The sequence below is a fragment of the Klebsiella sp. P1954 genome (assembly GCF_018199955.1).
GTDB classification, from domain to species: Bacteria; Pseudomonadota; Gammaproteobacteria; order Enterobacterales; family Enterobacteriaceae; genus Klebsiella; species Klebsiella pneumoniae.
Genome location: NZ_CP073373.1, coordinates 3,418,600 through 3,445,288 on the forward strand (window position 1 = coordinate 3,418,600; position 26,689 = coordinate 3,445,288).

Genomic DNA, 26,689 nt, shown 5'->3' on the forward strand with positions numbered 1-26,689 from the left:
CTTAGCAACTTAACGGGTGCCGTAGACGACGATGGTTTTACCGTGCGCGGAAATCAGGTTCTGATCTTCCAGCATTTTCAAAATACGACCAACGGTTTCACGAGAGCAGCCGACGATCTGACCAATTTCCTGGCGGGTAATTTTAATTTGCATACCGTCCGGGTGGGTCATGGCATCCGGTTGCTTCGCCAGGTTCAGCAGCGTCTGGGCGATACGGCCCGTCACGTCGAGGAAGGCGAGGTTGCCCACTTTCTCAGACGTGACCTGCAGACGGCGAGCCATTTGCGAAGAGAGACGCATCAGAATGTCCGGGTTCACCTGGATCAGCTGACGGAATTTCTTATAAGAGATTTCGGCCACTTCACATGCGGTTTTCGCCCGTACCCAGGCGCTACGCTCCTGACCCTCTTCAAACAGGCCTAATTCACCGATGAAATCGCCCTGGTTGAGGTAGGAGAGGATCATCTCTTTACCTTCTTCATCCTTGATGAGTACAGCCACGGAGCCTTTAACGATGTAGTACAGCGTTTCTGCTTTTTCACCCTGGTGGATCAGCGTGCTCTTTGATGGGTACTTATGAATGTGGCAATGAGACAAGAACCATTCAAGGGTAGGGTCTGTTTGCGGTTTGCCAAGCACCATGCGCGGTTATCCTCTGTTATAAGCTATCTCCGGGCGCCGACACTACACGGCGTCCGGGCATGCAATCGTATTGTTTCCCTATACCTGGGAAGCTGGCTGATGATTTTTCGACAGCCCGTAATGTGAACTCCTCTGCATACATGCAGTACATCAATGTATTACTGTAGCATCCAGACTGTTTTAGCATAGCTTTCGCCGCATGTCTCCTGGTGTCTCGCTTCAGCATGACGCAGGTCGCCTTCCGTTGCGAGAATTGTTATGTGCGCGTAATCTGACAGGAATATTGCGATACTGGAGTTAAATTTTATGCAAGCGCGTGTGAAATGGGTAGAAGGGTTAACCTTTATCGGGGAGTCCGCATCGGGACACCAGATTCTGATGGATGGCAACTCCGGGGATAAGGCTCCCAGCCCGATGGAGATGGTGCTGATGGCGGCGGGCGGTTGCAGTGCGATCGATGTGGTCTCCATTCTGCAAAAAGGTCGTCACGACGTGACCAATTGCGAAGTGAAGCTGACCTCCGAGCGTCGCGAAGAGGCTCCGCGTCTGTTCACGCATATTAATCTGCATTTTATCGTCACCGGCAAGGCGCTGAAAGATGCCGCGGTCTCCCGGGCGGTGGACCTGTCGGCAGAGAAATACTGCTCGGTGGCGCTGATGCTGGAAAAAGCGGTGAACATCACTCACTCCTATGAAGTGATCGAGGCGTAGTCTTCGCCTGCCGTTGTATCGAATCTCAACCCCGGCCAGGCCGGGGTTTTTTGGTTAGCCTATCTTACGGCCTTCCATCAGGCGCTCGACCAGCGGCGTCATGATAAGCTCCATCGCCAGCCCCATTTTACCGCCCGGCACCACCAGGGTGTTCATGTGCGAGATAAACGAGCCCTGCAGCATCGCCAACAGCCAGGGGAAATCGATATTCTGCAGATTGCGGAAATGGATCACCACAAAGCTCTCGTCCAGCGAGGGGATCGCTTTGGCGGCAAACGGGTTGGAGGTGTCCACCGTCGGCACGCGCTGAAAGTTGATATGGGTGCGGGAAAATTGCGGGGTAATGAAGTTGATGTAATCTTCCATCGAGCGGACGACCGAGTCCATCACCGCCTCCCGGGAGTGGCCGCGTTCGCTGGTGTCGCGAATAAGCTTTTGGATCCACTCGAGGTTAACGATAGGCACCACCCCGACCAGCAGGTCGACATGGCTGGCGACATCATGCTGCGGCGTGACAACCCCGCCGTGCAGCCCCTCATAGAACAGCACGTCTGTCGGCTCCGGCAGCGGCTGCCAGGGGGTAAAGGTCCCCGGCACCTGATTCCACGGCACGGCTTCGTCATAGGTGTGGAGGTATTTCCGCGACTGACCTTTACCGTGGCGACCATAGTCGACAAAGGTCTGCTCCAGCAGGCCGAAGTCGTTCGCCTCCGGGCCAAAGTAGCTGATATGTTTGCCCTGATCCCGCGCCTTACGGATCGCCATGTCCATTTCCGGGCGGGTGTAGCGATGAAAGCTATCGCCTTCCACCTCCGCGGCGTGCAGGTTTAGCTGCGCGAAGATTTTGCGAAAGGCAAGGCTGGTGGTGGTAGTGCCCGCGCCGCTGGAGCCCGTGACGGCGATCACCGGATGTTTGGCAGACATAACAACTCCCTGGTTAAACGATGTAGTGGCGTCGCCTTAGCCGTTAAACAGCGCGCGCGGCATAATATTGACCGTCTCATGCAGTTCCGACCACACAAGGACCGCCTCTCCGCGTTTCAGCTGCTGTTTTACATCGGCGACTTTATCGGCAAGTGAACGTTCATATTCACCATAATCGGTGCCTTCACGTAACACAAAGCTTTCAATCAGGTTATCCAGCGTTTCGGGATCCAGATCCTGCCAGGGAATAATCATGCGGGAACCTCCAGCCAGCGGTTTAACCAGTCGGGAATGCGTCTTTCCAGCCACATCTCCGGTTTACGCAGAGTGCCGCTGACAAAACCAACGTGGCCGCCTTGCTCGGTCAATTGATACTCTACGTTCGCGGGCAGTTGCTCCTGCGGCGGAATAGAGTGGTGATCCATAAACGGATCGTCTTTCGCGTGAATGATGAGCGTCGGCTTAGTGATATCGCTGAGCCGCGGCATGGCGCTGCATTGCCGGTAATAATCCAGCGCATCGGCAAAGCCATGGATTTTGGCGGTGATCATATCGTCAAATTCCCGGATGCGGCGCATCCCTTTGAGCTGGCGTAAATCGACGGGCAGCGAGCCCGGGTACGCTTTCAGCTTGCGTGAAGCGTTGGCTTTTAACAGATTGAGCAGATAGCGCTGATAAACCCGCGAGAAGCCCTTATCCATATGATAGCTGCAGGCTTCGAGCATGAAAGGCGCGGAGACGATCACCGCCGCATCCAGCGGGCAGCGGTCGCCTTCTTCTGCCAGCAGGCAGCCCAGCATATTGCCGCCCAGCGAATAGCCGACGGCCGCGGTCGGCGCGGGACCAAACTCGCGCTTCAGCCAGTGCAAAAACCAGGTGCCATCTTCCGTTTCGCCGGAGTGATAGATGCGGTGATTGCGGTTAGGTTCGCCGCTGCAGCCGCGGAAATGCATCACCACGCCCAGCCAGCCGCGCTGCATCGCCGCGTGGATCAGACCATGGGCGTACGGGCTGTGCAGACTGCCTTCCAGGCCGTGAAAAACGACGAGGCGCGGCTTATGGCGCGCCTGGTGCGGGTCTTCGCTCCAGGCCAGATCGACAAAATCGCCGTCCGGCAGCTCAAGGCGCTGCCAGTGCGGGGTAAAGCGCAATTTACGGCGAATCAGCCGCGGCAGCATGGTTTGCAGATGACGATTGCCCACGCCGCGCATCGGATGGAACTCACGCGAATCGTTTTCGGGGGGCGTCATGTCTGTGGGGATGATTTCAACCATAGCACCAGAACAATTAATAAACGTGATGATGACTATACCGCGCAGGGCATGCAGGGGGTTAGCCAATATGTGGTCTTGCGGCCAGTGACGCCAGCTTACAGCAAAAACAAATCATTGATGTCGCTGATGGCCAGGCCATGAAGAGGGCAGAAACCCACCCTGCCAGCGGCAGCGTACGCGCAGGCAGGATGAAGAGGAAGAGTTTAGCCTTCCTGAAGCATGCGCTCCAGCTGCTCCTGGGCCTCCAGCCAGGCCATCTCGCACTCCTCCAGCCCGGACTTCGCGCTGGCCTGCTGCTGCAGGCATTCGGTCAGCTCGGCTTTACGTGAGGCGTCATAAAGCTCACTGTCGCCAAGTTTTTCTTCCGCACTGGCCAACTGCGCGTTGAGCTTGTCCATCTCTTTTTCCAGACGGGCGATCTCTTTGCGCAGCGGTTGGGTCTGGCTGCGCAGCTCCGCTTCCCGACGCTTCTGGTCTTTGCGCGCCTGGGCGCTATTGCCGCTCTCTTTTGGCGCCTCGCCGCTCTGGGACTCCTGTTTTTGCGAGTCGCTGAGCCACTGCTGATAATCTTCCAGATCGCCGTCGAACGGCTCGACTTTACCATCGTGGACGAGGTACAGATCGTCAGTGGTGGAACGGATCAGGTGCCGATCGTGCGATACGACCACCAGCGCCCCTTCAAAGTCGATCAGCGCTTCGGTTAAGGCCTGACGCATATCGAGGTCAAGGTGGTTGGTCGGTTCATCGAGCAGCAGCAGGTTAGGGCGCTGCCAGACGATCAGGGCCAGTACCAGGCGCGCTTTTTCTCCACCGGAGAAGCGGCGGGTTTCTTCGCTCACCTTATCGCCCTGGAAACCAAAGCCGCCGAGATAATCACGCAGCTTCTGCTCCAGCTCCTGCGGCGCCAGACGCGCCAGGTGCTGCAGCGGCGACTCATCGGCGCGCAGGAATTCCAGCTGATGCTGGGCGAAGTAGCCGAGCTTGATGCCTTTCGCGAGGCCGATCTCGCCGCTTACGGGCTGGAGCTCGCCTGCCAGGAGCTTAATCAGCGTCGACTTCCCGGCGCCGTTGCGGCCCAGCAGGCCGATACGCGAGCCCGGCACCAGGTTAAGCTTGATGGAGTCGAGAATAATACGCTCGCCGTAGCCGGCGCTGACTTTCTCCATCTTCAGCAGCGGGTTAGGCAAGCTCTCCGGCTGGCGGAAGCTGAAGTGGAACGGGTTATCCACGTGCGCCGGAGCGATAAGCTCCATCCGCTCCAGCATTTTGATCCGGCTTTGCGCCTGCTTGGCCTTGGTGGCTTTGGCACGGAAGCGATCGATATAGCTTTGCAGGTGCGCGACGCGCTGCTGCTGGCTTTCGTACATCGCCTGCTGCTGAGCGAGGCGGGTGGCGCGCTGCACTTCAAACGAACTGTAGTTGCCGGTGTACTCAAACATTGTCTGCTGTTCGATATGGATAATTTTGTCGACGATAGGATCGAGAAAATCGCGATCGTGGGAGATGAGGATCAGCGTTCCCGTATAGCCCTTCAGCCACTTCTCCAGCCAGATCACCGCATCGAGATCGAGGTGGTTAGTCGGTTCATCGAGCAGCAGCAGATCGGAGCGGCAGATCAGCGCCTGGGCGAGGTTAAGGCGCATACGCCAGCCGCCGGAAAAATCGCTGACCGGCCGCTCAAGCTGTTCATTGCTGAAACCCAGACCGTGCAGCAGGCTGGCGGCGCGCGAACGGATCGTCCAGGCGTCGATGGCGTCCAGCTTACCGTGGACGGTGGCGATAGCATGACCGTCGTTGCGTTCGTTAGCCTGCTGGAGCGCGGCCTCCAGTTGGCGATATTCTCGATCGCCGTCAATGACATAATCGATTGCCGGCTGCGGTAGCGCCGGGGTTTCCTGATTCACCCAGGCCAGCTGCCAGTTGCCGGGATAGGTCATACTGCCGCCGTCAGCGCTTATCTCGTTTTTCAAAAGCGATAGCAGCGTCGATTTCCCGCAGCCGTTTTTCCCCACCAGACCGACCTTTTGGCCAGGATTGATGGTAGCGGTGGCGTTGTCCAGCAGGACGCGTACGCCGCGACGAATTTGTAACGAGGAGAAAACAATCATAAGGCGCCGTATGTTCAGACTATGTTAATTTGTCATTATGATAATGTAGTGTGGAAGCGAATCGCTTCACCGGGCCGCCATGGTAGCCCAAAACGAAGACGATACACAAAGTCATTCTGGCTGTGTCAAAACGCCGGGGCTGTGCAGGCCGCCAGAAGACCTACGGGAGGGGAATGATGTCTCAGACAGCGAAAGTGTTGCTGCTGTATGCCCACCCAGAATCTCAGGATTCCGTGGCCAACCGGGTTTTATTAGAGCCGGCCTTACAGTTGCCGAACGTCACCGTGCACGATCTCTACGCGCACTATCCGGATTTTTTTATCGATATTGCTTACGAACAGGACCTGCTGCGCCAGCATGAGGTGATTGTTTTCCAGCACCCTTTATATACCTGGAGCTGTCCGGCGCTGCTTAAGGAGTGGCTGGATCGTGTGTTAAGCCGCGGCTTCGCCAGCGGCGCCGGAGGGAACGAACTGGCGGGAAAGTACTGGCGCAGCGTGATCACCACCGGCGAGCCTGAGAGCGCCTACCGTCGCGATGCTAATCGCTATCCGATGAACGATATTTTACGTCCTTTTGAACTGACCGCCGGCATGTGCCGTATGCACTGGATGAGCCCCATTATCGTCTACTGGGCCCGGAGGCAGCAGCCAGAGGAGCTGCGCAGCCGCGCCCTGGCCTACCGGGACTGGTTGGCCAACCCTATCGCCGCCGGAGGTGTCCATGGCGGGATCTGATTTGCTGCTGGCGGGGGTGTTGTTTTTGTTCGCGGCCGTCATCGCCGTCCCTCTGGCTTCAAGACTGGGGATTGGCGCGGTGCTGGGCTATCTGCTGGCCGGGATCGCCATTGGTCCGTGGGGGCTCGGGTTTATCAGCGATGTGGATGAAATTCTCCATTTCTCTGAGCTCGGCGTAGTGTTTCTGATGTTTATCATCGGCCTGGAGCTCAATCCCGCCAAGCTATGGCGACTGCGGAGCTCCATCTTCGGCGTTGGCGCGGCGCAGGTGATGCTCAGCGCGGCGATCCTCGGTGGGTTGCTGATGACGACCGGGTTTTCATGGCAGGCGGCGGTGGTCGGCGGGATCGGCCTGGCGATGTCTTCCACCGCCATGGCGCTGCAGCTGATGCGTGAGAAGGGAATGAGCCGCAGCGAAGCGGGACAGCTAGGCTTTTCGGTGCTGCTGTTTCAGGATCTGGCGGTGATCCCGGCGCTGGCGCTGGTGCCCCTGCTGGCCGGTTCAGCGGATGAGCATGTGAACTGGTTGACGGTCGGCATGAAGGTCCTGGCCTTTGCCGGGATGCTGATTGGCGGACGCTATCTGCTGCGGCCGGTGTTCCGTTTTATCGCCAGCTCGGGGGTCAGGGAGGTGTTCACTGCCGCCACGCTGCTGTTGGTCCTCGGATCTGCCCTGTTTATGGAGGCGCTGGGGCTGTCGATGGCGCTGGGCACCTTTATTGCCGGCGTGCTGCTGGCGGAAAGTGAGTATCGCCACGAACTGGAGATCGCTATCGATCCGTTCAAGGGGCTGCTGCTCGGGTTGTTCTTTATTTCCGTCGGCATGGCGCTGAACCTTGGCGTACTGTATACCCATCTGCTGTGGGTGGCGGTGAGCGTGGCGGTGCTGGTGGCGGTAAAAATGCTGGTGCTCTATCTGCTGGCCCGTCTCTATGGCCTGCGAAGTTCCGAGCGGATGCAGTTCGCGGGCGTATTAAGCCAGGGCGGCGAGTTCGCGTTTGTCCTCTTTTCGCTGCCCGCCTCTCAGCGGTTGTTTCAGCACGACCAGATGGCGCTGCTGCTGGTGGCGGTAACGTTGTCGATGATGACGACGCCGCTGCTGATGAAGGGGATAGATAAGCTATTGTCGCGACGGCTGAACCCGGCGGACGATACTGATGAGGCGCCGTGGGTGGAGGATGACAAGCCGCAGGTGATTATTGTCGGGTTTGGTCGCTTTGGTCAGGTCATTGGTCGCCTGCTGATGGCCAATAAGATGCGTATTACGGTACTGGAGCGGGACATCAGCGCGGTAAATCTGATGCGCAACTATGGCTATAAAGTCTATTTTGGCGATGCCACCCAGCTGGAGCTGCTGCGCTCGGCGGGAGCGGAAGAGGCGCAGTCGATCGTCATCACCTGTAATGAGCCAGAAGATACCATGCGGCTGGTGGAAATGTGTCAACAACACTTTCCACATCTGCATATTCTGGCCCGCGCTCGCGGGCGCGTTGAGGCGCATGAGCTGCTGCAGGCCGGCGTGACGCAGTTTTCTCGTGAAACTTTCTCCAGTGCGTTGGAACTGGGGCGCAAAGCGCTCATCACCCTCGGGATGCATCCTCACCAGGCCCAGCGCGCGCAGCTGCACTTCCGACGCCTCGATATGCGAATGCTGCGCGAGCTAATGCCAGTGCATACTGATACGGTACAGATATCACGCGTGCGGGAGGCCCGGCGCGAACTGGAAGAGATTTTCCAGCGCGAAATGCAGAAAGAGAGCCGGCAGCTGGACGGCTGGGACGAGTTTGAATAAAGGTAAATCTTATGGCAGTGCGTAAACGTTTTATTGCCGGGGCGAAATGTCCGGCGTGCCAGGCGCAGGATTCGCTGGCAATGTGGCGTGAGAATAATGTCGATGTTGTTGAGTGCGTTAAATGCGGTCATCAGATGCGTGAGGCAGATAAAGAGGCCCGTGAGCATGTACGCAAAGAGGAGCAGGTGATTGGCATTTTTCATCCCGACTAGCGTTATCCGTCGGCTTTTTTTAAGCTAAAGGGTACACGGCAGCAGAATTCCGCTACAATCTGCGCCACTATTCTTCCCATCTCAGGAGATATCATGAAAGTAGCAAAAGACCTGGTGGTCAGCCTGGCCTATCAGGTACGTACAGAAGACGGTGTGTTGGTTGATGAGTCTCCGGTAAGCGCGCCGCTGGATTACCTGCACGGTCACGGCTCCCTGATTTCCGGCCTGGAAAACGCGCTGGATGGCCACGAAGTGGGCGACAAATTTGACGTTGCCGTCGGCGCTAACGACGCTTACGGTCAGTATGACGAAAACCTGGTGCAGCGTGTACCGAAAGACGTCTTCATGGGCGTTGATGAACTGCAGGTTGGCATGCGCTTCCTGGCGGAAACCGATCAGGGTCCGGTACCAGTAGAAATCACTGAAGTTGAAGACGACCACGTTGTGGTTGATGGCAACCACATGCTGGCTGGCCAGAACCTGAAGTTTAATGTGGAAGTCGTCGCCATCCGCGAAGCGACTGCGGAAGAGCTGGAGCACGGTCACGTGCACGGCGCGCATGGCCACGATCACGATCATGACCATGGTCATGACGGTTGCTGCGGCGGCCACGGCCACGATCATGGTCACGACCATGGTAAAGGCGGCTGCGGCGGCCACGGTGGCTGCGGCTGCCACTAATCTTTGCGCTTCGGCACGAAGACGACAAAAAAGCGGGGAAACCCGCTTTTTTTACGCCTCAATAGTGCGGCGGTGGCGTTTCTTCCGCCTGGGAGGCGATATGGGAGGGTTGGGTCGCCTTCAGCTTCTCGATCATCAGACGCATATGCTCCCGCATCTTCGCCATCTCGATCTCGTGGGCGGTCACGGTTTTGTTGAGGTCTTCGATGGTGATTTCCTGAAACGCCAGCCGGCTTTCCAGCTCCGCAAGGCGCGTTTCTAATGTGCTATCGTGCATGGGTAACCTCTTTAGTCTGATCCTGCGGGCGGATTCTACTTAAGTTTCCCCTGGCGCGCAGCATCGCTGCGCCGTACAGGAAACTTATTCATACAAAAATAGTCCTAAAAGAGGCGATATTCAGGAACGTCCGTATGTAGATTTTAACGGCAACGTTCTATAGTACGTTTTTTGCTTTTTACGATAACCCTGGGGCGAGAGGCCCCGGCCCTGGAGAAATGGATGAAATCACTGTTTAAAGTAACGCTGCTGGCGACCACAATGGCCGTCGCCCTGAATGCACCGCTGACCTTCGCTGCAGATACGGCAACGAAGGCAGCCCCGGCGGCTGAGAGTAAATCGGCATTTAAAAATGACGATCAGAAATCTGCCTATGCGCTGGGCGCGTCCCTGGGGCGTTACATGGAAAACTCCCTGAAAGAACAAGAGAAGCTGGGCATTAAGCTGGATAAAGCCCAGCTGATCGCCGGCGTACAGGACGCGTTTGCCGATAAGAGCAAACTGTCCGACCAGGAGATCGAACAGACTCTGCAGGCCTTTGAAACGCGCGTGAAGACCGCGGCTCAGCAGAAAATGGAAAAAGACGCCACTGAGAACGAAGCCAAAGGCAAAGCGTTCCGTGACAACTTTGCCAAAGAGAAGGGCGTGAAAACCTCAAAAACTGGCCTGCTGTATAAAGTCGAGAAAGAAGGCGCTGGCGATGCGCCGAAAGACAGCGATACCGTGGTGGTAAACTACAAAGGTACCCTGATCGACGGTAAAGAGTTTGATAACTCTTATACTCGCGGCGAGCCGCTCTCTTTCCGTCTCGACGGCGTGATCCCGGGCTGGACTGAAGGCCTGAAGAACATCAAGAAAGGCGGCAAAATCAAGCTGGTTATTCCGCCGGACCTGGCCTACGGTAAAACTGGCGTCCCGGGCATCCCGGCCAACTCTACGCTGGTCTTTGATGTAGAACTGCTGGATATCAAACCGGCGCCGAAGGCAGATGCACAGCCGGAAGCCGCAGGCGATGCGAAAGCCGCGGACGCGAAAGCTGACGCTAAGAAGTAATCAGGTTCAGGCCGCCGTCTCGTCAGAGGCGGCGGCTTTTTTATTGAGCGCAGATATAATTAAAACTGGAAAGATCCTCAGGCGCTGTATTACTTTAGATAGCTTAATAATGATGATGAGCCTGCCCTGACAATAACGACAGGCTCCTGAAAAGGAGTGCTTTTTTTCATGTCCAGGTCGCTTTTAACCAATGAAACCAGCGAGCTTGACCTGCTGGATCAACGTCCCTTTGACCAGACCGATTTCGATATTCTCAAATCTTATGAAGCGGTAGTGGACGGGTTGGCGATGCTCATCGGTTCGCACTGTGAAATCGTGCTGCATTCTTTGCAGGATCTGAAATGCTCTGCCATCCGTATCGCCAATGGTGAACATACCGGCCGCCAAATTGGTTCACCGATTACCGATCTTGCGCTGCGCATGCTGCACGATATGACGGGCGCCGATAGCAGCGTTTCCAAATGCTACTTTACCCGTGCTAAAAGCGGCGTACTGATGAAGTCGGTGACGATTGCCATTCGCAACCGCGATCACCGGGTGATTGGTCTGCTGTGTATCAACATGAATCTGGATGTGCCGTTTTCCCAGATCATGAGCACCTTTATTCCGCCAGAAACGCCTGAAGTGAACTCGCCGGTGAACTTTGCTTCTTCGGTAGACGATCTGGTCGCCCAGACGCTGGAGTTCACCATTGAAGAGGTGAATGCCGATCGCAGCGTGTCTAACAATGCGAAAAACCGTCAAATCGTGCTGAATCTCTACGAGAAAGGGATCTTCGATATTAAAGACGCTATTAACCAGGTAGCCGATCGTCTGAACATCTCCAAGCACACCGTCTACCTCTATATTCGCCAGTTCAAAAGCGGCGATTTCCAGGGGCTGGATAAGTAATGCGTTTTGCCCTCACGGTGACCGGCCCAGCCTATGGCACGCAGCAGGCGAGCAGCGCCTGGCAATTTGCCCAGGCCGTGCTGCAGGAAGGCCATGAGCTGGCGTGCGTTTTTTTCTATCGCGAAGGCGTGCTTAACGCTAACCAGTTGACGGCGCCCGCCAGCGATGAGTTCGATCTGGTGCGCGGGTGGCAATCCCTCCACGATGAGCACGGCGTCGCGCTGCATATCTGCGTGGCGGCCGCCCTGCGTCGTGGCGTAACGGACGAACGCGAAGCGCAACAGCTCGCTCTGCCTGGCCACAATTTGCAGCCGGGTTTTACCTTGAGCGGGCTCGGCGCGCTAGCGGAAGCGGCGCTTACTTGCGATCGGATGGTGCAGTTCTGATGAAACGTGTGGCTTTTGTATTTTCCTCTGCGCCGCACGGCAGCGCCGCTGGCAGGGAAGGCCTCGATGCCTTATTAGCAACCTCCGCGCTCACCGACGATATTGGCGTGTTTTTTGTGGGCGACGGCGTGTTTCAGCTGTTACCCGAACAGCGGCCTGGCGCTGTGCTGGCCCGCGACTACATCGCTACCTTTAAATTGCTGTCGCTATATGATATCGACCAGTGCTGGCTGTGCGCCGACTCAGCGCGAGAGCGCGGCCTGGATCCCGCGACCCCGTGGGTGGTGGATGTCGAATGCCTGGCGCCGGATGCCCTGCGCGCCCGTCTGCATGAATTTGATGTGATTTTGCGTTTCTGAGGCCCCCATGCTCCATACGCTCAGTGTTTCCCCCTGGCATGCCGACATCGCAGCGATGCTTCGTTTGATGGAGCACGGCGACGATCTGGTACTACTGTCTGACGGCGTCACCGCGGCCATCGCCGATGGTCGCTTCCTTGAGATCCTGCAATCCGCCCCCATAACCCTATACGTGCTGCAAGACGACGTTGACGCCCGCGGGCTGGCTGGTCAAATTGCGGACAGTGTCGGCAGGGTTAGCTATACTGATTTCGTCAGACTCACAGTCAAACATGCCGGTCAGTTGGCCTGGTGATGGCGGGATCGTTGTATATTTCTTGACACCTTTTCGGCACCGCCCTAAAATTCTGCGTCCTCATAATATATGAGGCGATTTATTACGTGTTTACGAAGCAAAAGCTAAAACCAGGAGCTATTTAATGGCAACAATTAACCAGCTGGTACGCAAACCACGCGCGCGCAAAGTTGCAAAGAGCAACGTGCCAGCGCTGGAAGCCTGCCCGCAGAAACGTGGCGTATGTACTCGCGTATATACCACCACTCCTAAGAAACCGAACTCCGCACTGCGTAAAGTTTGCCGTGTGCGTCTGACTAACGGTTTCGAAGTCACCTCCTACATCGGTGGTGAAGGTCACAACCTGCAGGAGCACTCCGTGATCCTGATCCGTGGCGGTCGTGTTAAAGACCTTCCGGGTGTTCGTTACCACACCGTTCGTGGTGCGCTTGACTGCTCCGGCGTTAAAGACCGTAAGCAGGCTCGCTCCAAGTACGGCGTGAAGCGTCCTAAGGCTTAATGGTTCTCCGTTAAGTAAGGCCAAACTGATTTATCTTAATGTCATACTAAACTCTTAGAGTTTTGGACAATCCTGAATTAACAACGGAGTATTTCCATGCCACGTCGTCGCGTCATTGGTCAGCGTAAAATTCTGCCGGATCCGAAGTTCGGATCAGAACTGCTGGCTAAATTTGTCAATATCCTGATGGTAGATGGTAAAAAATCTACTGCAGAAACTATCGTATACAGCGCGCTGGAGACCCTGGCTCAGCGTTCTGGTAAATCTGAACTGGAAGCCTTCGAAGTTGCGCTCGAAAACGTGCGCCCGACTGTCGAAGTTAAGTCCCGCCGCGTAGGTGGTTCTACTTATCAGGTTCCAGTTGAAGTTCGTCCGGTCCGTCGTAATGCCCTGGCAATGCGTTGGATCGTTGAAGCTGCTCGTAAACGCGGTGATAAATCCATGGCTCTGCGCCTGGCGAACGAACTCACTGATGCTGCAGACAACAAAGGTACTGCAGTTAAGAAACGTGAAGACGTTCACCGTATGGCCGAAGCCAACAAGGCGTTCGCTCACTACCGTTGGTAATCCCTTCGGAGTCATAGTCACCAGGCGGGCGCTTCAGATGAGTCGCCCGCTCTGGATAACTTAACTGAACGCCTAAAGAAATAAACGAGGAATCAAATGGCTCGTACAACACCCATCGCACGCTACCGTAACATCGGTATCAGTGCGCACATCGACGCCGGTAAAACCACTACTACCGAACGTATTCTGTTCTACACCGGTGTAAACCACAAAATCGGTGAAGTTCATGACGGCGCCGCTACCATGGACTGGATGGAGCAGGAGCAGGAACGTGGTATCACCATCACTTCCGCTGCGACTACTGCATTCTGGTCTGGTATGGCCAAACAGTATGAACCGCACCGCGTAAACATCATCGACACCCCGGGGCACGTTGACTTCACTATCGAAGTAGAACGTTCCATGCGTGTTCTTGATGGTGCGGTAATGGTTTACTGCGCAGTTGGTGGTGTTCAGCCGCAGTCTGAAACCGTATGGCGTCAGGCAAACAAATATAAAGTTCCGCGCATCGCGTTCGTTAACAAAATGGACCGCATGGGCGCTAACTTCCTGAAAGTTGTTGGTCAGATCAAAACCCGTCTGGGCGCGAACCCGGTTCCGCTGCAGCTGGCAATTGGTGCTGAAGAAGGTTTCACCGGCGTTGTTGACCTGGTGAAAATGAAAGCCATCAACTGGAACGATGCAGACCAGGGCGTAACCTTCGAATACGAAGATATCCCGGCTGACATGCAGGACCTGGCTGATGAATGGCACCAGAACCTGATCGAATCCGCAGCTGAAGCTTCTGAAGAGCTGATGGAAAAATACCTGGGTGGTGAAGAACTGACTGAAGAAGAGATCAAAAAAGCTCTGCGTCAGCGCGTTCTGAACAACGAAATCATCCTGGTAACCTGTGGTTCTGCGTTCAAGAACAAAGGCGTTCAGGCGATGCTGGATGCGGTAATTGATTACCTGCCATCCCCGGTTGACGTACCTGCGATCAACGGTATCCTGGACGACGGTAAAGATACCCCGGCTGAGCGTCACGCAAGCGACGACGAGCCGTTCTCTGCACTGGCGTTCAAAATCGCTACCGACCCGTTCGTGGGTAACCTGACCTTCTTCCGCGTGTACTCCGGTGTGGTTAACTCTGGTGATACCGTACTGAACTCCGTGAAAGCTGCACGTGAGCGTTTCGGTCGTATCGTTCAGATGCACGCTAACAAACGTGAAGAGATCAAAGAAGTTCGCGCGGGCGACATCGCTGCTGCTATCGGTCTGAAAGACGTAACTACTGGTGACACCCTGTGTGACCCGGATGCGCCGATCATTCTGGAGCGTATGGAATTCCCTGAGCCGGTAATCTCCATCGCCGTTGAGCCGAAAACCAAAGCTGACCAGGAAAAAATGGGTCTGGCTCTGGGTCGTCTGGCTAAAGAAGACCCGTCTTTCCGCGTATGGACTGACGAAGAGTCTAACCAGACCATTATCGCCGGTATGGGTGAGCTGCACCTCGACATCATCGTTGACCGTATGAAGCGTGAATTCAACGTTGAAGCGAACGTCGGTAAACCTCAGGTTGCTTACCGTGAAGCGATTCGCGCGAAAGTTACCGATATCGAAGGTAAACACGCCAAGCAGTCTGGTGGTCGTGGTCAGTACGGTCACGTTGTGATCGACATGTACCCGCTGGAGCCGGGCTCTAACCCGAAAGGTTACGAGTTCATCAACGACATCAAAGGTGGTGTAATTCCTGGCGAATACATCCCGGCCGTTGATAAAGGCATCCAGGAACAGCTGAAAGCTGGTCCGCTGGCAGGTTACCCGGTAGTTGATATGGGTATCCGTCTGCACTTCGGTTCTTACCATGACGTTGACTCCTCTGAGCTGGCGTTTAAACTGGCTGCGTCTATTGCCTTTAAAGAAGGCTTTAAGAAAGCAAAACCAGTTCTGCTTGAGCCGATCATGAAGGTTGAAGTAGAAACTCCGGAAGAGAACACTGGTGACGTTATCGGTGACTTGAGCCGTCGTCGCGGTATGCTGCGCGGTCAGGAATCCGAAGTAACCGGCGTTAAGATCCACGCTGAAGTACCGCTGTCCGAAATGTTCGGTTATGCAACTCAGCTGCGTTCTCTGACCAAAGGTCGTGCATCATACACCATGGAATTCCTGAAGTATGATGATGCGCCAAACAACGTTGCTCAGGCCGTTATTGAAGCCCGTGGTAAATAATCCACAGGATTAAAACCTAAGTCCCGTGCTCTCTCCGAAGGGGAGAGCACTATAGTAAGGAATATAGCCGTGTCTAAAGAAAAATTTGAACGTACAAAACCGCACGTCAACGTTGGTACTATCGGCCACGTTGACCATGGTAAAACTACCCTGACTGCTGCCATCACTACCGTTCTGGCTAAAACCTACGGTGGTTCCGCTCGCGCATTCGACCAGATCGATAACGCGCCGGAAGAAAAAGCTCGTGGTATCACCATCAACACCTCTCACGTTGAATATGACACCCCGACTCGCCACTACGCGCACGTAGACTGCCCGGGCCACGCCGACTATGTTAAAAACATGATCACCGGTGCTGCGCAGATGGACGGCGCGATCCTGGTTGTTGCTGCGACTGACGGCCCGATGCCGCAGACTCGTGAGCACATCCTGCTGGGTCGTCAGGTAGGCGTTCCGTACATCATCGTGTTCCTGAACAAATGCGACATGGTTGATGACGAAGAGCTGCTGGAACTGGTTGAGATGGAAGTTCGTGAACTGCTGTCTCAGTACGATTTCCCGGGCGACGACACTCCGATCGTTCGTGGTTCTGCTCTGAAAGCGCTGGAAGGCGACGCAGAGTGGGAAGCGAAAATCATCGAACTGGCTGGCCACCTGGATACCTATATCCCGGAACCAGAGCGTGCGATTGACAAGCCGTTCCTGCTGCCGATCGAAGACGTATTCTCCATCTCCGGTCGTGGTACCGTTGTTACCGGTCGTGTAGAGCGCGGTATCATCAAAGTAGGTGAAGAAGTTGAAATCGTTGGTATCAAAGAAACCGCGAAAACCACCTGTACTGGCGTTGAAATGTTCCGCAAACTGCTGGACGAAGGCCGTGCTGGTGAGAACGTAGGTGTTCTGCTGCGTGGTATCAAACGTGAAGAAATCGAACGTGGTCAGGTACTGGCTAAGCCGGGCACCATCAACCCGCACACCAAGTTCGAATCTGAAGTGTACATCCTGTCCAAAGACGAAGGCGGCCGTCATACTCCGTTCTTCAAAGGCTACCGTCCGCAGTTCTACTTCCGTACTACTGACGTGACTGGCACCATCGAACTGCCGGAAGGCGTAGAGATGGTAATGCCGGGCGACAACATCAAAATGGTTGTTACCCTGATCCACCCGATCGCGATGGACGACGGTCTGCGTTTCGCAATCCGTGAAGGCGGCCGTACCGTTGGCGCGGGCGTTGTAGCTAAAGTTCTGGGCTAATTCGTTAGCTTTGAATTAAAAAGGGCGCTTCGGCGCCCTTTTTGCTGTCTGTCATTCAGCGAAAAACGGATTTTTGCTGGCTATTCATATCGTGCGTTGCGGCGGATAATGAGCAAATGGTCTATTGTAATCATAACCATTCTCATTTAATATTTGTGCATAAATTGAACGGGAGTTTCTATGTACGTTTGTTTGTGCAATGGCGTCAGCGATAAAAAAATTCGTCAGGTTGTGCGCCAGTTTCAACCGCAATCTTTTCAGCAATTACGTAAGTTTGTTCCCGTGGGAAATCAATGCGGTAAGTGTGTTCGTGCCGCGCGTGAAGTGATGGAAGATGAATTAACCACCATGCCGGAATTCAAAGAAATCGCCTGAAGTCCACGCTTCTCTTTTGACATCCCTATAGGCCGGACTACGCTTCAATGAGTGGAAGCGGAGGGACTATATAATGAAAGGTGATGTCAAAATCATAAGTTATCTCAATAAATTATTGGGAAATGAGCTAGTCGCAATTAATCAGTACTTTCTTCATGCGAGAATGTTTAAAAATTGGGGCCTGATGCGCCTCAACGATATTGAGTACCACGAATCCATCGACGAAATGAAGCACGCCGATAAGTATATCGAGCGTATTCTTTTTCTCGAAGGTATCCCTAATCTGCAGGATCTCGGCAAACTTGGCATCGGTGAAGATGTGGAAGAGATGCTGCGGTCCGATTTGAGGCTGGAGCTGGAAGGGGCGCAAAATTTGCGTGAGGCTATTGCCTATGCCGACAGCGTCCATGACTACGTCAGCCGCGATATGATGATTGAGATCCTGGCGGATGAAGAAGGCCATATCGACTGGCTGGAAACCGAACTCGATTTGATTGGCAAAATCGGTCTGCAAAATTACCTGCAGTCGCAGATCAAAGTGTCAGATTAGCCAGCGTCTGCCACCCGCACCAAAAACCCGCGGCCGCCAGGAATGGCCCAAACGGCAGCGGGTTGCTTCTTCCCCATTTGCTCTTCCTGCCGCAACTGGCGTATAAACCTGCTCCTGCCCACGCTATGCCGGCGAGTAGCGAGGCAACCAGGACCAACTGCGGCAGCAATCGCCAGCCATGCCAGGCGCCGAGGGCGGCAAGATATTTTATATCTCCATAACCCAACCCTTCATAGCCGCGGATACCGCGGTATAGCCAGTAAATCGCAGCCAAAGAGAGATAGCCCGCTATCGCCCCCCAGACGGCATCATGCAGCTGGTGCGGCGCCAGACAGAGATAAAAAAGTAAAGCACTCCACAGCAGGGGACAGGTGTAACGGTCGGGCAACAGACCGTGGCGCAGATCCTGGTGGCATAATGCCACGGTCAAACCGCTATAGCACAGCAAGAAGGGGAGGGCGGCGAGCATAGTTGACCCCGCAATGATCGATGAACATTGCGTCACTATGCTCATCCTCTCCCATTCAGCACAAAAGGCATTTTCCGGGAATGGATCCCACATTCCGCGCTCTTACTCCGCATTGCAGCCCCGTACAGCGCGCTAACGCGAAGGCGCGCAAATCCTGGTGATGATTTTCTAAACAGCACTTGCGTCGCGCCAGAATTTGCGTATAATGCGCGGGCCTGTCAAAGTTGACGGCCGGTTCAATATGAACCCTGGTAATCGCATTTGGGTTATCAAACAATGTCCCCAATCGGGGGACTATGTAAGAACGGTTACACTCTCCCATCAATCGTAATGGGTATGAGGAGTAATCATTTCGTCTATAAAATAATTGGAGCTCTGGTCTCATGCAGAACCAAAGAATCCGTATCCGCCTGAAAGCGTTTGATCATCGTCTGATCGATCAATCAACCGCGGAAATCGTCGAGACTGCTAAGCGCACTGGTGCGCAAGTCCGTGGTCCGATCCCGCTGCCGACCCGCAAAGAGCGCTTTACCGTTCTGATCTCCCCGCACGTCAACAAAGACGCGCGTGACCAGTACGAAATTCGCACTCACAAGCGTCTGGTTGACATCGTTGAGCCAACTGAAAAAACCGTTGATGCTCTGATGCGTCTGGATCTGGCTGCCGGTGTAGACGTGCAGATCAGCCTGGGTTAATCAGGTCATCGAGCGATTGAGAGGTTGAAACAATGATTGGTTTAGTCGGTAAAAAAGTGGGCATGACCCGCATCTTCACTGAAGATGGCGTTTCTATCCCAGTAACCGTAATCGAAGTTGAAGCAAACCGTGTTACTCAGGTTAAAGACCTGGCTAACGATGGCTACCGCGCAATCCAGGTTACCACCGGTGCTAAAAAAGCTAACCGTGTAACCAAGCCGGAAGCGGGTCACTTCGCTAAAGCTGGCGTTGAAGCTGGCCGTGGTCTGTGGGAATTCCGTCTGGCTGACGGCGAAGAATTCACCGTAGGTCAGAACATTAGCGTTGAACTGTTTGCTGACGTTAAAAAAGTTGACGTAACCGGTACCTCTAAAGGTAAAGGTTTTGCTGGTACCGTTAAGCGCTGGAACTTCCGTACCCAGGACGCTACTCACGGTAACTCCTTGTCCCACCGCGTTCCGGGTTCTATCGGTCAGAACCAGACTCCGGGCAAAGTGTTCAAAGGCAAGAAAATGGCAGGTCAGCTGGGTAATGAGCGTGTAACCGTTCAGAGCCTGGACGTAGTACGTGTTGACGCTGAGCGCAACCTGCTGCTGGTTAAAGGTGCTGTCCCGGGTGCGACCGGTAGCGACCTGATCGTTAAACCAGCTGTGAAGGCGTGAGGAGATAGCAATGGAATTAGTATTGAAAGACGCGCAGAGCGCGCTGACTGTTTCCGAAACTACCTTCGGTCGTGATTTCAACGAAGCGCTGGTTCACCAGGTTGTTGTTGCTTATGCAGCCGGTGCGCGTCAGGGCACTCGTGCTCAGAAGACTCGTGCTGAAATCACTGGCTCCGGTAAAAAACCGTGGCGCCAGAAAGGTACCGGCCGTGCGCGTTCTGGTTCTATCAAGAGCCCGATCTGGCGTTCCGGTGGCGTGACCTTCGCTGCTCGTCCGCAGGACCACAGTCAAAAAGTTAACAAGAAGATGTACCGCGGCGCGCTGAAAAGCATTCTGTCCGAACTGGTACGTCAGGATCGTCTGATCGTTGTCGAGAAGTTCTCTGTTGAAGCGCCGAAAACTAAGCTGCTGGCACAGAAACTGAAAGACATGGCTCTGGAAGATGTGCTGATCATCACCGGTGAGCTGGACGAGAACCTGTTCCTGGCCGCACGTAACCTGCATAAGGTTGACGTACGTGATGCGAACGGTATCGACCCGGTTAGCCTGATCGCCTTCGACAAAGTCGTAATGACTGCTGATGCTGTTAAGCAAGTTGAGGAGATGCTGGCATGATTCGTGAAGAACGTCTGCTGAAGGTGCTGCGCGCACCGCACGTTTCTGAAAAAGCGTCTACTGCGATGGAAAAAACAAACACCATCGTTCTCAAAGTTGCTAAAGACGCGACCAAAGCAGAAATCAAAGCTGCTGTGCAGAAACTGTTTGAAGTCGAAGTCGAAGTCGTTAACACCCTGGTTGTTAAAGGGAAAGTTAAACGTCACGGACAGCGTATCGGTCGTCGTAGCGACTGGAAAAAAGCTTACGTCACCCTGAAAGAAGGCCAGAATCTGGACTTCGTTGGCGGCGCTGAGTAAGTCGGAGGAGTAATACAATGGCAGTTGTTAAATGTAAACCGACATCTCCGGGTCGTCGCCACGTCGTTAAAGTGGTTAACCCAGAGCTGCACAAGGGCAAACCTTTTGCTCCGTTGCTGGAAAAAAACAGCAAATCCGGTGGTCGTAACAACAATGGCCGTATCACCACCCGTCATATCGGTGGTGGCCACAAGCAGGCTTACCGTATTGTTGACTTCAAACGCAACAAAGATGGTATCCCGGCAGTTGTTGAACGTCTTGAGTACGATCCGAACCGCTCCGCGAACATCGCGCTGGTTCTGTACAAAGACGGCGAGCGCCGTTACATCCTGGCCCCGAAAGGCCTGAAAGCTGGCGACCAGATTCAGTCTGGCGTTGATGCTGCAATCAAAGCAGGCAACACCCTGCCGATGCGCAATATCCCGGTTGGTTCTACCGTTCATAACGTAGAAATGAAACCTGGTAAAGGCGGTCAGCTGGCTCGTTCCGCTGGTACTTACGTTCAGATCGTTGCTCGTGACGGTGCTTATGTCACCCTGCGTCTGCGTTCTGGTGAAATGCGTAAAGTCGAAGCAGACTGCCGCGCGACTCTGGGCGAAGTTGGCAATGCTGAGCATATGCTGCGCGTTCTGGGTAAAGCAGGTGCTGCACGCTGGCGTGGTGTTCGTCCTACCGTTCGCGGTACTGCGATGAACCCAGTAGACCACCCACATGGTGGTGGTGAAGGTCGTAACTTTGGTAAGCACCCGGTATCCCCGTGGGGCCTGCAGACCAAAGGTAAGAAGACCCGCAGCAACAAGCGTACTGATAAATTCATCGTACGTCGCCGTAGCAAATAATTTTAGAGGATAAGCCATGCCACGTTCTCTCAAGAAAGGTCCTTTTATTGACCTGCACTTGCTGAAGAAGGTAGAGAAAGCGGTGGAAAGCGGAGACAAGAAGCCCCTGCGCACTTGGTCCCGTCGTTCAACGATCTTTCCTAACATGATCGGTTTGACCATCGCTGTCCATAATGGTCGTCAGCACGTTCCAGTATTTGTTTCCGACGAAATGGTCGGTCACAAACTGGGTGAATTCGCACCGACTCGTACTTATCGCGGCCACGCTGCTGATAAAAAAGCGAAGAAGAAATAAGGTAGGAGGAAGAGATGGAAACTTTAGCTCAACATCGCCATGCTCGTTCTTCTGCTCAGAAGGTTCGCCTTGTAGCTGACCTGATTCGCGGTAAGAAAGTGTCGCAGGCCCTGGATATTCTGACCTACACCAACAAAAAAGCTGCTGTACTGGTCAAGAAGGTACTGGAATCTGCCATTGCTAACGCTGAACACAACGATGGCGCTGACATTGATGATCTGAAAGTTGCGAAAATTTTCGTAGACGAAGGCCCGAGCATGAAGCGCATTATGCCGCGTGCTAAAGGTCGTGCAGATCGCATCCTGAAGCGCACCAGCCACATCACTGTGGTTGTGTCCGATCGCTGAGACTCTGGAGACTAGCAATGGGTCAGAAAGTACATCCTAATGGTATTCGCCTGGGTATTGTCAAACCATGGAACTCTACCTGGTTCGCGAACACCAAAGAATTCGCTGACAACCTGGACAGCGATTTTAAAGTACGTCAGTTCCTGACTAAAGAACTGGCTAAAGCGTCTGTATCTCGCATCGTTATCGAGCGTCCGGCTAAGAGCATCCGTGTGACCATTCACACCGCTCGCCCGGGTATCGTTATCGGTAAGAAAGGCGAAGACGTAGAAAAACTGCGCAAGGTCGTAGCGGATATCGCTGGCGTACCTGCACAGATCAATATCGCCGAAGTTCGTAAACCTGAACTGGACGCAAAACTGGTTGCTGACAGCATCACTTCTCAGCTGGAACGTCGCGTTATGTTCCGTCGTGCGATGAAGCGTGCTGTACAGAACGCAATGCGTCTGGGCGCTAAAGGTATCAAAGTTGAAGTTAGCGGCCGTCTGGGCGGCGCGGAAATCGCACGTACCGAATGGTACCGTGAAGGTCGCGTACCGCTGCACACTCTGCGTGCTGACATCGACTACAACACCTCTGAAGCGCACACCACTTACGGTGTAATCGGCGTTAAGGTATGGATCTTCAAAGGTGAGATCCTGGGTGGTATGGCTGCTGTTGAACAACCGGAACCGGCTGCTCAACCTAAAAAGCAGCAGCGTAAAGGCCGTAAATAAGGAGCGTCGCTGATGTTACAACCAAAGCGTACAAAATTCCGTAAAGTGCACAAAGGCCGCAACCGTGGTCTGGCGCAGGGTACGGATGTTAGCTTCGGCACTTTCGGTCTGAAAGCTGTTGGCCGTGGTCGTCTGACTGCACGTCAGATCGAAGCAGCACGTCGTGCTATGACCCGTGCAGTTAAGCGTCAAGGTAAGATCTGGATCCGTGTATTCCCGGACAAACCGATCACCGAGAAGCCGCTGGAAGTTCGTATGGGTAAAGGTAAAGGTAACGTGGAGTACTGGGTTGCCTTGATTCAGCCGGGTAAAGTCCTGTATGAAATGGACGGTGTACCGGAAGAGCTGGCCCGTGAAGCATTCGGCCTGGCAGCAGCGAAACTGCCGATCAAAACCACCTTTGTAACTAAGACGGTGATGTAATGAAAGCAAAAGAGCTGCGTGAAAAAAGCGTTGAAGAGCTGAACGCTGAGCTGCTGAACCTGCTGCGTGAGCAGTTCAACCTGCGCATGCAGGCTGCAAGTGGCCAGCTGCAACAGACTCATCTGCTGAAGCAAGTGCGTCGTGATGTTGCACGCGTTAAGACTTTACTGACTCAGAAGGCGGGTGCGTAATGACCGATAAAATCCGTACTCTGCAAGGTCGCGTAGTTAGCGACAAAATGGAGAAATCCATTGTTGTTGCTATCGAACGTATGGTGAAACACCCGGTTTACGGTAAATTCATCAAACGTACGACCAAACTGCACGTACATGACGAGAACAACGAATGCGGTATCGGCGACAAGGTTGAAATCCGCGAATGCCGTCCGCTGTCCAAGACTAAGTCCTGGACGCTGGTTCGCGTTGTAGAGAAAGCGGTTCTGTAATAGAGTACGCATTCTCGATACGGATAAACGGCTCAGCGATGAGCCGTTTATTTTTTCTACCCATATCTGGTTTGTGGTGTTATAATGCCGCGCCCTCGATATGGGGCTTTTTAACGACCCTAATTTTCGGGTCTCAGTAGTAGTTGACATTAGCGGAGCACTAAAATGATCCAAGAACAGACTATGCTGAACGTCGCCGACAACTCCGGTGCACGTCGCGTAATGTGTATCAAGGTTCTGGGTGGCTCGCACCGTCGCTACGCAGGCGTAGGCGACATCATCAAGATCACCATCAAAGAAGCAATTCCGCGTGGTAAGGTCAAAAAAGGTGATGTGCTGAAGGCGGTAGTGGTGCGCACCAAGAAGGGTGTTCGTCGCCCGGACGGTTCTGTCATTCGCTTCGATGGTAATGCATGCGTTATTCTGAACAATAACAGCGAGCAGCCTATCGGTACGCGTATTTTTGGGCCGGTAACTCGTGAACTTCGTACCGAGAAGTTCATGAAAATTATCTCTCTGGCACCAGAAGTACTCTAAGGAGCGAATCATGGCAGCGAAAATCCGTCGTGATGACGAAGTTATCGTGTTAACCGGTAAAGATAAAGGTAAGCGCGGTAAAGTTAAGAATGTCCTGTCTTCCGGCAAGGTCATTGTTGAAGGTATCAACCTGGTTAAGAAACACCAGAAGCCGGTTCCGGCTCTGAACCAACCAGGCGGCATCGTTGAAAAAGAAGCTGCAATTCAGGTTTCTAACGTTGCAATCTTCAATGCGGCAACCGGCAAGGCTGACCGTGTAGGCTTTAGATTCGAAGACGGTAAAAAAGTCCGTTTCTTCAAGTCTAACAGCGAAACTATCAAGTAATTTGGAGTAGTACGATGGCGAAACTGCATGATTACTACAAAGACGAAGTAGTTAAGAAACTCATGACTGAGTTTAACTACAATTCTGTCATGCAAGTCCCTCGGGTCGAGAAGATCACCCTGAACATGGGTGTTGGTGAAGCGATCGCTGACAAGAAACTGCTGGATAACGCAGCAGCTGACCTGGCAGCAATCTCCGGTCAAAAACCGCTGATCACCAAAGCACGCAAATCAGTTGCAGGCTTCAAAATCCGTCAGGGCTATCCGATCGGCTGTAAAGTAACTCTGCGTGGCGAACGCATGTGGGAGTTCTTTGAGCGCCTGATCACTATTGCTGTACCGCGTATTCGTGACTTCCGCGGCCTGTCCGCTAAGTCTTTCGACGGTCGTGGCAACTACAGCATGGGTGTCCGTGAGCAGATCATCTTCCCAGAAATCGACTACGATAAAGTCGACCGCGTTCGTGGTTTGGATATTACCATTACCACTACTGCGAAATCTGACGAAGAAGGCCGTGCTCTGCTGGCTGCCTTTGACTTCCCGTTCCGCAAGTAAGGTAGGGTTACTTAATGGCTAAGCAATCAATGAAAGCACGCGAAGTAAAGCGCGTGGCTTTAGCTGATAAATTCTTCGCTAAACGCGCTGAACTGAAAGCTATCATCTCTGATGTGAACGCAACCGACGAAGATCGTTGGAATGCCGTTCTCAAGCTGCAGACTCTGCCGCGTGATTCCAGCCCGTCTCGTCAGCGTAACCGCTGCCGTCAAACAGGTCGTCCGCATGGTTTCCTGCGGAAGTTCGGGTTGAGCCGTATTAAGGTCCGTGAAGCCGCTATGCGCGGTGAAATCCCGGGTCTGAAAAAGGCTAGCTGGTAATTGTCACCAATTGAATCACGGGAGTAAAGACAGATGAGCATGCAAGATCCGATCGCGGATATGCTGACCCGTATCCGTAACGGTCAGGCCGCGAACAAAGCTGCGGTCACCATGCCTTCCTCCAAGCTGAAAGTGGCAATCGCCAACGTGCTGAAGGAAGAAGGTTTTATCGAAGATTTTAAAGTTGAAGGCGACACCAAGCCTGAACTGGAACTTACTCTCAAGTATTTCCAGGGCAAAGCTGTTGTAGAAAGCATTCAGCGTGTCAGCCGCCCAGGTCTGCGCATCTATAAGAAAAAAGATGAGCTGCCGAAAGTTATGGCCGGTCTGGGTATCGCAGTTGTTTCTACCTCTAAAGGTGTTATGACTGATCGTGCAGCGCGCCAGGCTGGTCTTGGTGGCGAAATTATCTGCTACGTAGCCTAATCGGAGGAAAAAATGTCTCGTGTTGCTAAAGCACCGGTCGTTGTTCCTGCCGGCGTTGATGTAAAAATCAACGGTCAGGTTATTACGATCAAAGGTAAAAACGGCGAGCTGACTCGTACTCTCAACGATGCTGTTGAAGTTAAACATGCAGATAATGCACTGACCTTCGGTCCGCGTGATGGTTACGCAGACGGTTGGGCTCAGGCTGGTACCGCGCGTGCCCTGCTGAACTCAATGGTTATCGGTGTTACCGAAGGCTTCACTAAGAAGCTGCAGCTGGTTGGTGTAGGTTATCGTGCAGCGGTCAAAGGGAATGTAGTAAACCTGGCTTTAGGTTTCTCTCACCCGGTTGATCATCAGCTGCCTGCGGGTATCACTGCAGAATGTCCGACTCAGACTGAAATCGTGCTGAAAGGCGCTGATAAGCAGGTGATCGGCCAGGTTGCAGCAGATCTGCGCGCCTACCGTCGTCCTGAGCCTTACAAAGGCAAGGGTGTTCGTTACGCCGACGAAGTCGTGCGTACCAAAGAGGCTAAGAAGAAGTAAGGTAACACTATGGATAAGAAATCTGCTCGTATCCGTCGTGCGACCCGCGCACGCCGCAAGCTCCAGGAGCTGGGCGCAACTCGCCTGGTGGTACATCGTACCCCGCGTCACATTTACGCACAGGTAATTGCACCGAATGGTTCTGAAGTTCTGGTAGCTGCTTCTACTGTAGAAAAAGCTATCGCTGAACAACTGAAGTACACCGGTAACAAAGACGCTGCAGCAGCTGTGGGTAAAGCTGTCGCTGAACGCGCTCTGGAAAAAGGCATCAAAGATGTTTCCTTTGACCGTTCCGGGTTCCAATATCATGGTCGTGTCCAGGCACTGGCAGATGCTGCCCGTGAAGCTGGCCTTCAGTTCTAAGGTAGAGGTGTAAG

Annotated in this window: 41 protein-coding genes; 34 read left to right on the forward strand and 7 right to left on the reverse strand. The window is 53.9% G+C overall.

What is annotated here, in order from left to right:
* Positions 1–9: 9 nt before the first annotated feature.
* On the reverse strand, positions 10–642 hold the full coding sequence (gene crp / locus KB890_RS16250) for a cAMP-activated global transcriptional regulator CRP (RefSeq protein ID WP_000242758.1): 633 nt from the start codon (positions 640–642) through the stop codon (positions 10–12).
* Between the two features lie 306 nt (positions 643–948).
* On the opposite strand from crp, the gene KB890_RS16255 reads away from it, so the two are divergent.
* The gene (locus KB890_RS16255) at positions 949–1,353 is read left to right on the forward strand and encodes an OsmC family protein (RefSeq protein ID WP_002920158.1); all 405 of its coding nucleotides are present in this window, start codon (positions 949–951) and stop codon (positions 1,351–1,353) included.
* A gap of 54 nt (positions 1,354–1,407) precedes the next feature.
* Here KB890_RS16255 and KB890_RS16260 read toward each other — a convergent pair whose 3' ends face one another.
* The 4 genes from KB890_RS16260 to KB890_RS16275 form a co-directional block, all read right to left on the reverse strand.
* Entirely contained in the window at positions 1,408–2,277 is an 870-nt protein-coding gene (locus KB890_RS16260) for a phosphoribulokinase (RefSeq protein WP_002920153.1), read from the reverse strand.
* A 36-nt stretch (positions 2,278–2,313) separates the two neighbouring features.
* A complete protein-coding gene (locus KB890_RS16265; RefSeq protein WP_004174055.1) occupies positions 2,314–2,532 on the reverse strand; it encodes a YheU family protein in 219 nt (72 codons plus the stop codon).
* Positions 2,529–3,527 (reverse strand): hydrolase, encoded by a 999-nt coding sequence (locus KB890_RS16270; RefSeq protein ID WP_021468514.1) that lies wholly within the window; start codon positions 3,525–3,527, stop codon positions 2,529–2,531. Before KB890_RS16270 ends, KB890_RS16265 begins: the two co-directional genes overlap by 4 nt.
* Positions 3,528–3,754: 227 nt before the next feature.
* The gene (locus KB890_RS16275) at positions 3,755–5,659 is read right to left on the reverse strand and encodes an ABC transporter ATP-binding protein (RefSeq protein WP_004174057.1); all 1,905 of its coding nucleotides are present in this window, start codon (positions 5,657–5,659) and stop codon (positions 3,755–3,757) included.
* A gap of 173 nt (positions 5,660–5,832) precedes the next feature.
* Here KB890_RS16275 and kefG point away from each other — a divergent pair, with 173 nt between their 5' ends.
* The 4 genes from kefG to slyD all read left to right on the forward strand — a co-directional run bounded on the left by kefG (position 5,833) and on the right by slyD (position 9,081).
* The gene (gene kefG / locus KB890_RS16280) at positions 5,833–6,396 is read left to right on the forward strand and encodes a glutathione-regulated potassium-efflux system ancillary protein KefG (RefSeq protein WP_004151401.1); all 564 of its coding nucleotides are present in this window, start codon (positions 5,833–5,835) and stop codon (positions 6,394–6,396) included.
* Positions 6,383–8,188, forward strand: coding sequence for a glutathione-regulated potassium-efflux system protein KefB (kefB, locus tag KB890_RS16285; protein ID WP_004181441.1), 1,806 nt, complete (start codon positions 6,383–6,385; stop codon positions 8,186–8,188). Before kefG ends, kefB begins: the two co-directional genes overlap by 14 nt.
* Positions 8,189–8,199: 11 nt before the next feature.
* Positions 8,200–8,400 carry a YheV family putative zinc ribbon protein gene (locus KB890_RS16290; protein ID WP_002920143.1) on the forward strand — a complete coding sequence of 67 codons (201 nt, stop codon included), beginning with the start codon at positions 8,200–8,202 and terminating at the stop codon, positions 8,398–8,400.
* 93 nt (positions 8,401–8,493) lie between these two features.
* Positions 8,494–9,081 (forward strand): peptidylprolyl isomerase, encoded by a 588-nt coding sequence (gene slyD / locus KB890_RS16295; RefSeq protein ID WP_002920140.1) that lies wholly within the window; start codon positions 8,494–8,496, stop codon positions 9,079–9,081.
* A gap of 58 nt (positions 9,082–9,139) precedes the next feature.
* On the opposite strand, the gene KB890_RS16300 is transcribed toward slyD, so the two are convergent.
* Positions 9,140–9,358 (reverse strand): protein SlyX, encoded by a 219-nt coding sequence (locus KB890_RS16300; protein WP_002920136.1) that lies wholly within the window; start codon positions 9,356–9,358, stop codon positions 9,140–9,142.
* Between the two features lie 222 nt (positions 9,359–9,580).
* On the opposite strand from KB890_RS16300, the gene fkpA reads away from it, so the two are divergent.
* From fkpA to bfr, 11 genes are all read left to right on the forward strand, one after another.
* Positions 9,581–10,411 carry an FKBP-type peptidyl-prolyl cis-trans isomerase gene (fkpA, locus tag KB890_RS16305; RefSeq protein WP_004174060.1) on the forward strand — a complete coding sequence of 277 codons (831 nt, stop codon included), beginning with the start codon at positions 9,581–9,583 and terminating at the stop codon, positions 10,409–10,411.
* A 168-nt stretch (positions 10,412–10,579) separates the two neighbouring features.
* Entirely contained in the window at positions 10,580–11,302 is a 723-nt protein-coding gene (locus tag KB890_RS16310; RefSeq protein WP_002920130.1) for a helix-turn-helix transcriptional regulator, read from the forward strand.
* On the forward strand, positions 11,302–11,688 hold the full coding sequence (gene tusD, locus KB890_RS16315) for a sulfurtransferase complex subunit TusD (RefSeq protein WP_002920128.1): 387 nt from the start codon (positions 11,302–11,304) through the stop codon (positions 11,686–11,688). Before KB890_RS16310 ends, tusD begins: the two co-directional genes overlap by 1 nt.
* Positions 11,688–12,047, forward strand: a complete 360-nt coding sequence (gene tusC / locus KB890_RS16320; protein ID WP_004174061.1) for a sulfurtransferase complex subunit TusC — start codon at positions 11,688–11,690, stop codon at positions 12,045–12,047. Before tusD ends, tusC begins: the two co-directional genes overlap by 1 nt.
* Positions 12,048–12,054: 7 nt before the next feature.
* Positions 12,055–12,342 carry a sulfurtransferase complex subunit TusB gene (tusB, locus tag KB890_RS16325; protein WP_002920119.1) on the forward strand — a complete coding sequence of 96 codons (288 nt, stop codon included), beginning with the start codon at positions 12,055–12,057 and terminating at the stop codon, positions 12,340–12,342.
* A 124-nt stretch (positions 12,343–12,466) separates the two neighbouring features.
* Positions 12,467–12,841, forward strand: coding sequence for a 30S ribosomal protein S12 (gene rpsL, locus KB890_RS16330; protein WP_002920115.1), 375 nt, complete (start codon positions 12,467–12,469; stop codon positions 12,839–12,841).
* A 96-nt stretch (positions 12,842–12,937) separates the two neighbouring features.
* Positions 12,938–13,408 carry a 30S ribosomal protein S7 gene (gene rpsG / locus KB890_RS16335; protein WP_002920113.1) on the forward strand — a complete coding sequence of 157 codons (471 nt, stop codon included), beginning with the start codon at positions 12,938–12,940 and terminating at the stop codon, positions 13,406–13,408.
* A gap of 96 nt (positions 13,409–13,504) precedes the next feature.
* A complete protein-coding gene (gene fusA, locus KB890_RS16340; protein WP_002920103.1) occupies positions 13,505–15,619 on the forward strand; it encodes an elongation factor G in 2,115 nt (704 codons plus the stop codon).
* A gap of 69 nt (positions 15,620–15,688) precedes the next feature.
* Positions 15,689–16,873: an elongation factor Tu gene (gene tuf / locus KB890_RS16345; protein WP_004174069.1), complete on the forward strand. Its 1,185-nt coding sequence runs from the start codon at positions 15,689–15,691 to the stop codon at positions 16,871–16,873.
* Positions 16,874–17,053: 180 nt separating this feature from the next.
* Positions 17,054–17,248 (forward strand): bacterioferritin-associated ferredoxin, encoded by a 195-nt coding sequence (gene bfd / locus KB890_RS16350; RefSeq protein WP_004152415.1) that lies wholly within the window; start codon positions 17,054–17,056, stop codon positions 17,246–17,248.
* A 73-nt stretch (positions 17,249–17,321) separates the two neighbouring features.
* The gene (gene bfr / locus KB890_RS16355; protein ID WP_002919971.1) at positions 17,322–17,798 is read left to right on the forward strand and encodes a bacterioferritin; all 477 of its coding nucleotides are present in this window, start codon (positions 17,322–17,324) and stop codon (positions 17,796–17,798) included.
* Here bfr and KB890_RS16360 read toward each other — a convergent pair.
* Positions 17,782–18,267, reverse strand: coding sequence for a prepilin peptidase (locus tag KB890_RS16360; RefSeq protein WP_004197092.1), 486 nt, complete (start codon positions 18,265–18,267; stop codon positions 17,782–17,784). The two genes, bfr and KB890_RS16360, sit on opposite strands and share 17 nt — an antisense overlap.
* Positions 18,268–18,650: 383 nt before the next feature.
* Between KB890_RS16360 and rpsJ the strand changes: the two genes are divergently transcribed.
* The 18 genes from rpsJ to rplR all read left to right on the forward strand — a co-directional run bounded on the left by rpsJ (position 18,651) and on the right by rplR (position 26,675).
* Positions 18,651–18,962: a 30S ribosomal protein S10 gene (gene rpsJ / locus KB890_RS16365; RefSeq protein WP_001181005.1), complete on the forward strand. Its 312-nt coding sequence runs from the start codon at positions 18,651–18,653 to the stop codon at positions 18,960–18,962.
* Positions 18,963–18,994: 32 nt separating this feature from the next.
* The gene (gene rplC / locus KB890_RS16370) at positions 18,995–19,624 is read left to right on the forward strand and encodes a 50S ribosomal protein L3 (RefSeq protein ID WP_002919796.1); all 630 of its coding nucleotides are present in this window, start codon (positions 18,995–18,997) and stop codon (positions 19,622–19,624) included.
* A gap of 10 nt (positions 19,625–19,634) precedes the next feature.
* Positions 19,635–20,240: a 50S ribosomal protein L4 gene (rplD, locus tag KB890_RS16375; protein ID WP_002919794.1), complete on the forward strand. Its 606-nt coding sequence runs from the start codon at positions 19,635–19,637 to the stop codon at positions 20,238–20,240.
* On the forward strand, positions 20,237–20,539 hold the full coding sequence (rplW, locus tag KB890_RS16380) for a 50S ribosomal protein L23 (protein ID WP_000617546.1): 303 nt from the start codon (positions 20,237–20,239) through the stop codon (positions 20,537–20,539). Before rplD ends, rplW begins: the two co-directional genes overlap by 4 nt.
* Before the next feature lie 17 nt (positions 20,540–20,556).
* Positions 20,557–21,378 (forward strand): 50S ribosomal protein L2, encoded by an 822-nt coding sequence (gene rplB, locus KB890_RS16385; RefSeq protein WP_002919786.1) that lies wholly within the window; start codon positions 20,557–20,559, stop codon positions 21,376–21,378.
* 16 nt (positions 21,379–21,394) lie between these two features.
* Complete coding sequence (rpsS, locus tag KB890_RS16390; protein WP_001138115.1) at positions 21,395–21,673, forward strand: 30S ribosomal protein S19; 279 nt, start codon at positions 21,395–21,397, stop codon at positions 21,671–21,673.
* A 14-nt stretch (positions 21,674–21,687) separates the two neighbouring features.
* A complete protein-coding gene (gene rplV / locus KB890_RS16395; RefSeq protein WP_002919773.1) occupies positions 21,688–22,020 on the forward strand; it encodes a 50S ribosomal protein L22 in 333 nt (110 codons plus the stop codon).
* A gap of 17 nt (positions 22,021–22,037) precedes the next feature.
* A complete protein-coding gene (gene rpsC / locus KB890_RS16400; RefSeq protein WP_002919766.1) occupies positions 22,038–22,736 on the forward strand; it encodes a 30S ribosomal protein S3 in 699 nt (232 codons plus the stop codon).
* Between the two features lie 12 nt (positions 22,737–22,748).
* The gene (rplP, locus tag KB890_RS16405) at positions 22,749–23,159 is read left to right on the forward strand and encodes a 50S ribosomal protein L16 (RefSeq protein ID WP_002919759.1); all 411 of its coding nucleotides are present in this window, start codon (positions 22,749–22,751) and stop codon (positions 23,157–23,159) included.
* Positions 23,159–23,350: a 50S ribosomal protein L29 gene (gene rpmC / locus KB890_RS16410; protein WP_002919754.1), complete on the forward strand. Its 192-nt coding sequence runs from the start codon at positions 23,159–23,161 to the stop codon at positions 23,348–23,350. Before rplP ends, rpmC begins: the two co-directional genes overlap by 1 nt.
* A complete protein-coding gene (rpsQ, locus tag KB890_RS16415) occupies positions 23,350–23,604 on the forward strand; it encodes a 30S ribosomal protein S17 (RefSeq protein WP_002919751.1) in 255 nt (84 codons plus the stop codon). Before rpmC ends, rpsQ begins: the two co-directional genes overlap by 1 nt.
* 165 nt (positions 23,605–23,769) lie before the next feature.
* Positions 23,770–24,141, forward strand: a complete 372-nt coding sequence (gene rplN, locus KB890_RS16420; protein ID WP_002919748.1) for a 50S ribosomal protein L14 — start codon at positions 23,770–23,772, stop codon at positions 24,139–24,141.
* Between the two features lie 10 nt (positions 24,142–24,151).
* Positions 24,152–24,466, forward strand: coding sequence for a 50S ribosomal protein L24 (gene rplX / locus KB890_RS16425; RefSeq protein ID WP_000729185.1), 315 nt, complete (start codon positions 24,152–24,154; stop codon positions 24,464–24,466).
* A gap of 14 nt (positions 24,467–24,480) precedes the next feature.
* On the forward strand, positions 24,481–25,020 hold the full coding sequence (gene rplE, locus KB890_RS16430; protein ID WP_001096200.1) for a 50S ribosomal protein L5: 540 nt from the start codon (positions 24,481–24,483) through the stop codon (positions 25,018–25,020).
* A 14-nt stretch (positions 25,021–25,034) separates the two neighbouring features.
* A complete protein-coding gene (gene rpsN, locus KB890_RS16435) occupies positions 25,035–25,340 on the forward strand; it encodes a 30S ribosomal protein S14 (RefSeq protein WP_002919667.1) in 306 nt (101 codons plus the stop codon).
* 33 nt (positions 25,341–25,373) lie between these two features.
* Positions 25,374–25,766, forward strand: a complete 393-nt coding sequence (rpsH, locus tag KB890_RS16440; RefSeq protein ID WP_002919665.1) for a 30S ribosomal protein S8 — start codon at positions 25,374–25,376, stop codon at positions 25,764–25,766.
* 12 nt (positions 25,767–25,778) lie between these two features.
* Positions 25,779–26,312 (forward strand): 50S ribosomal protein L6, encoded by a 534-nt coding sequence (gene rplF / locus KB890_RS16445; RefSeq protein ID WP_002919662.1) that lies wholly within the window; start codon positions 25,779–25,781, stop codon positions 26,310–26,312.
* Between the two features lie 9 nt (positions 26,313–26,321).
* Positions 26,322–26,675: a 50S ribosomal protein L18 gene (gene rplR, locus KB890_RS16450; RefSeq protein ID WP_000358960.1), complete on the forward strand. Its 354-nt coding sequence runs from the start codon at positions 26,322–26,324 to the stop codon at positions 26,673–26,675.
* Positions 26,676–26,689: the final 14 nt, after the last annotated feature.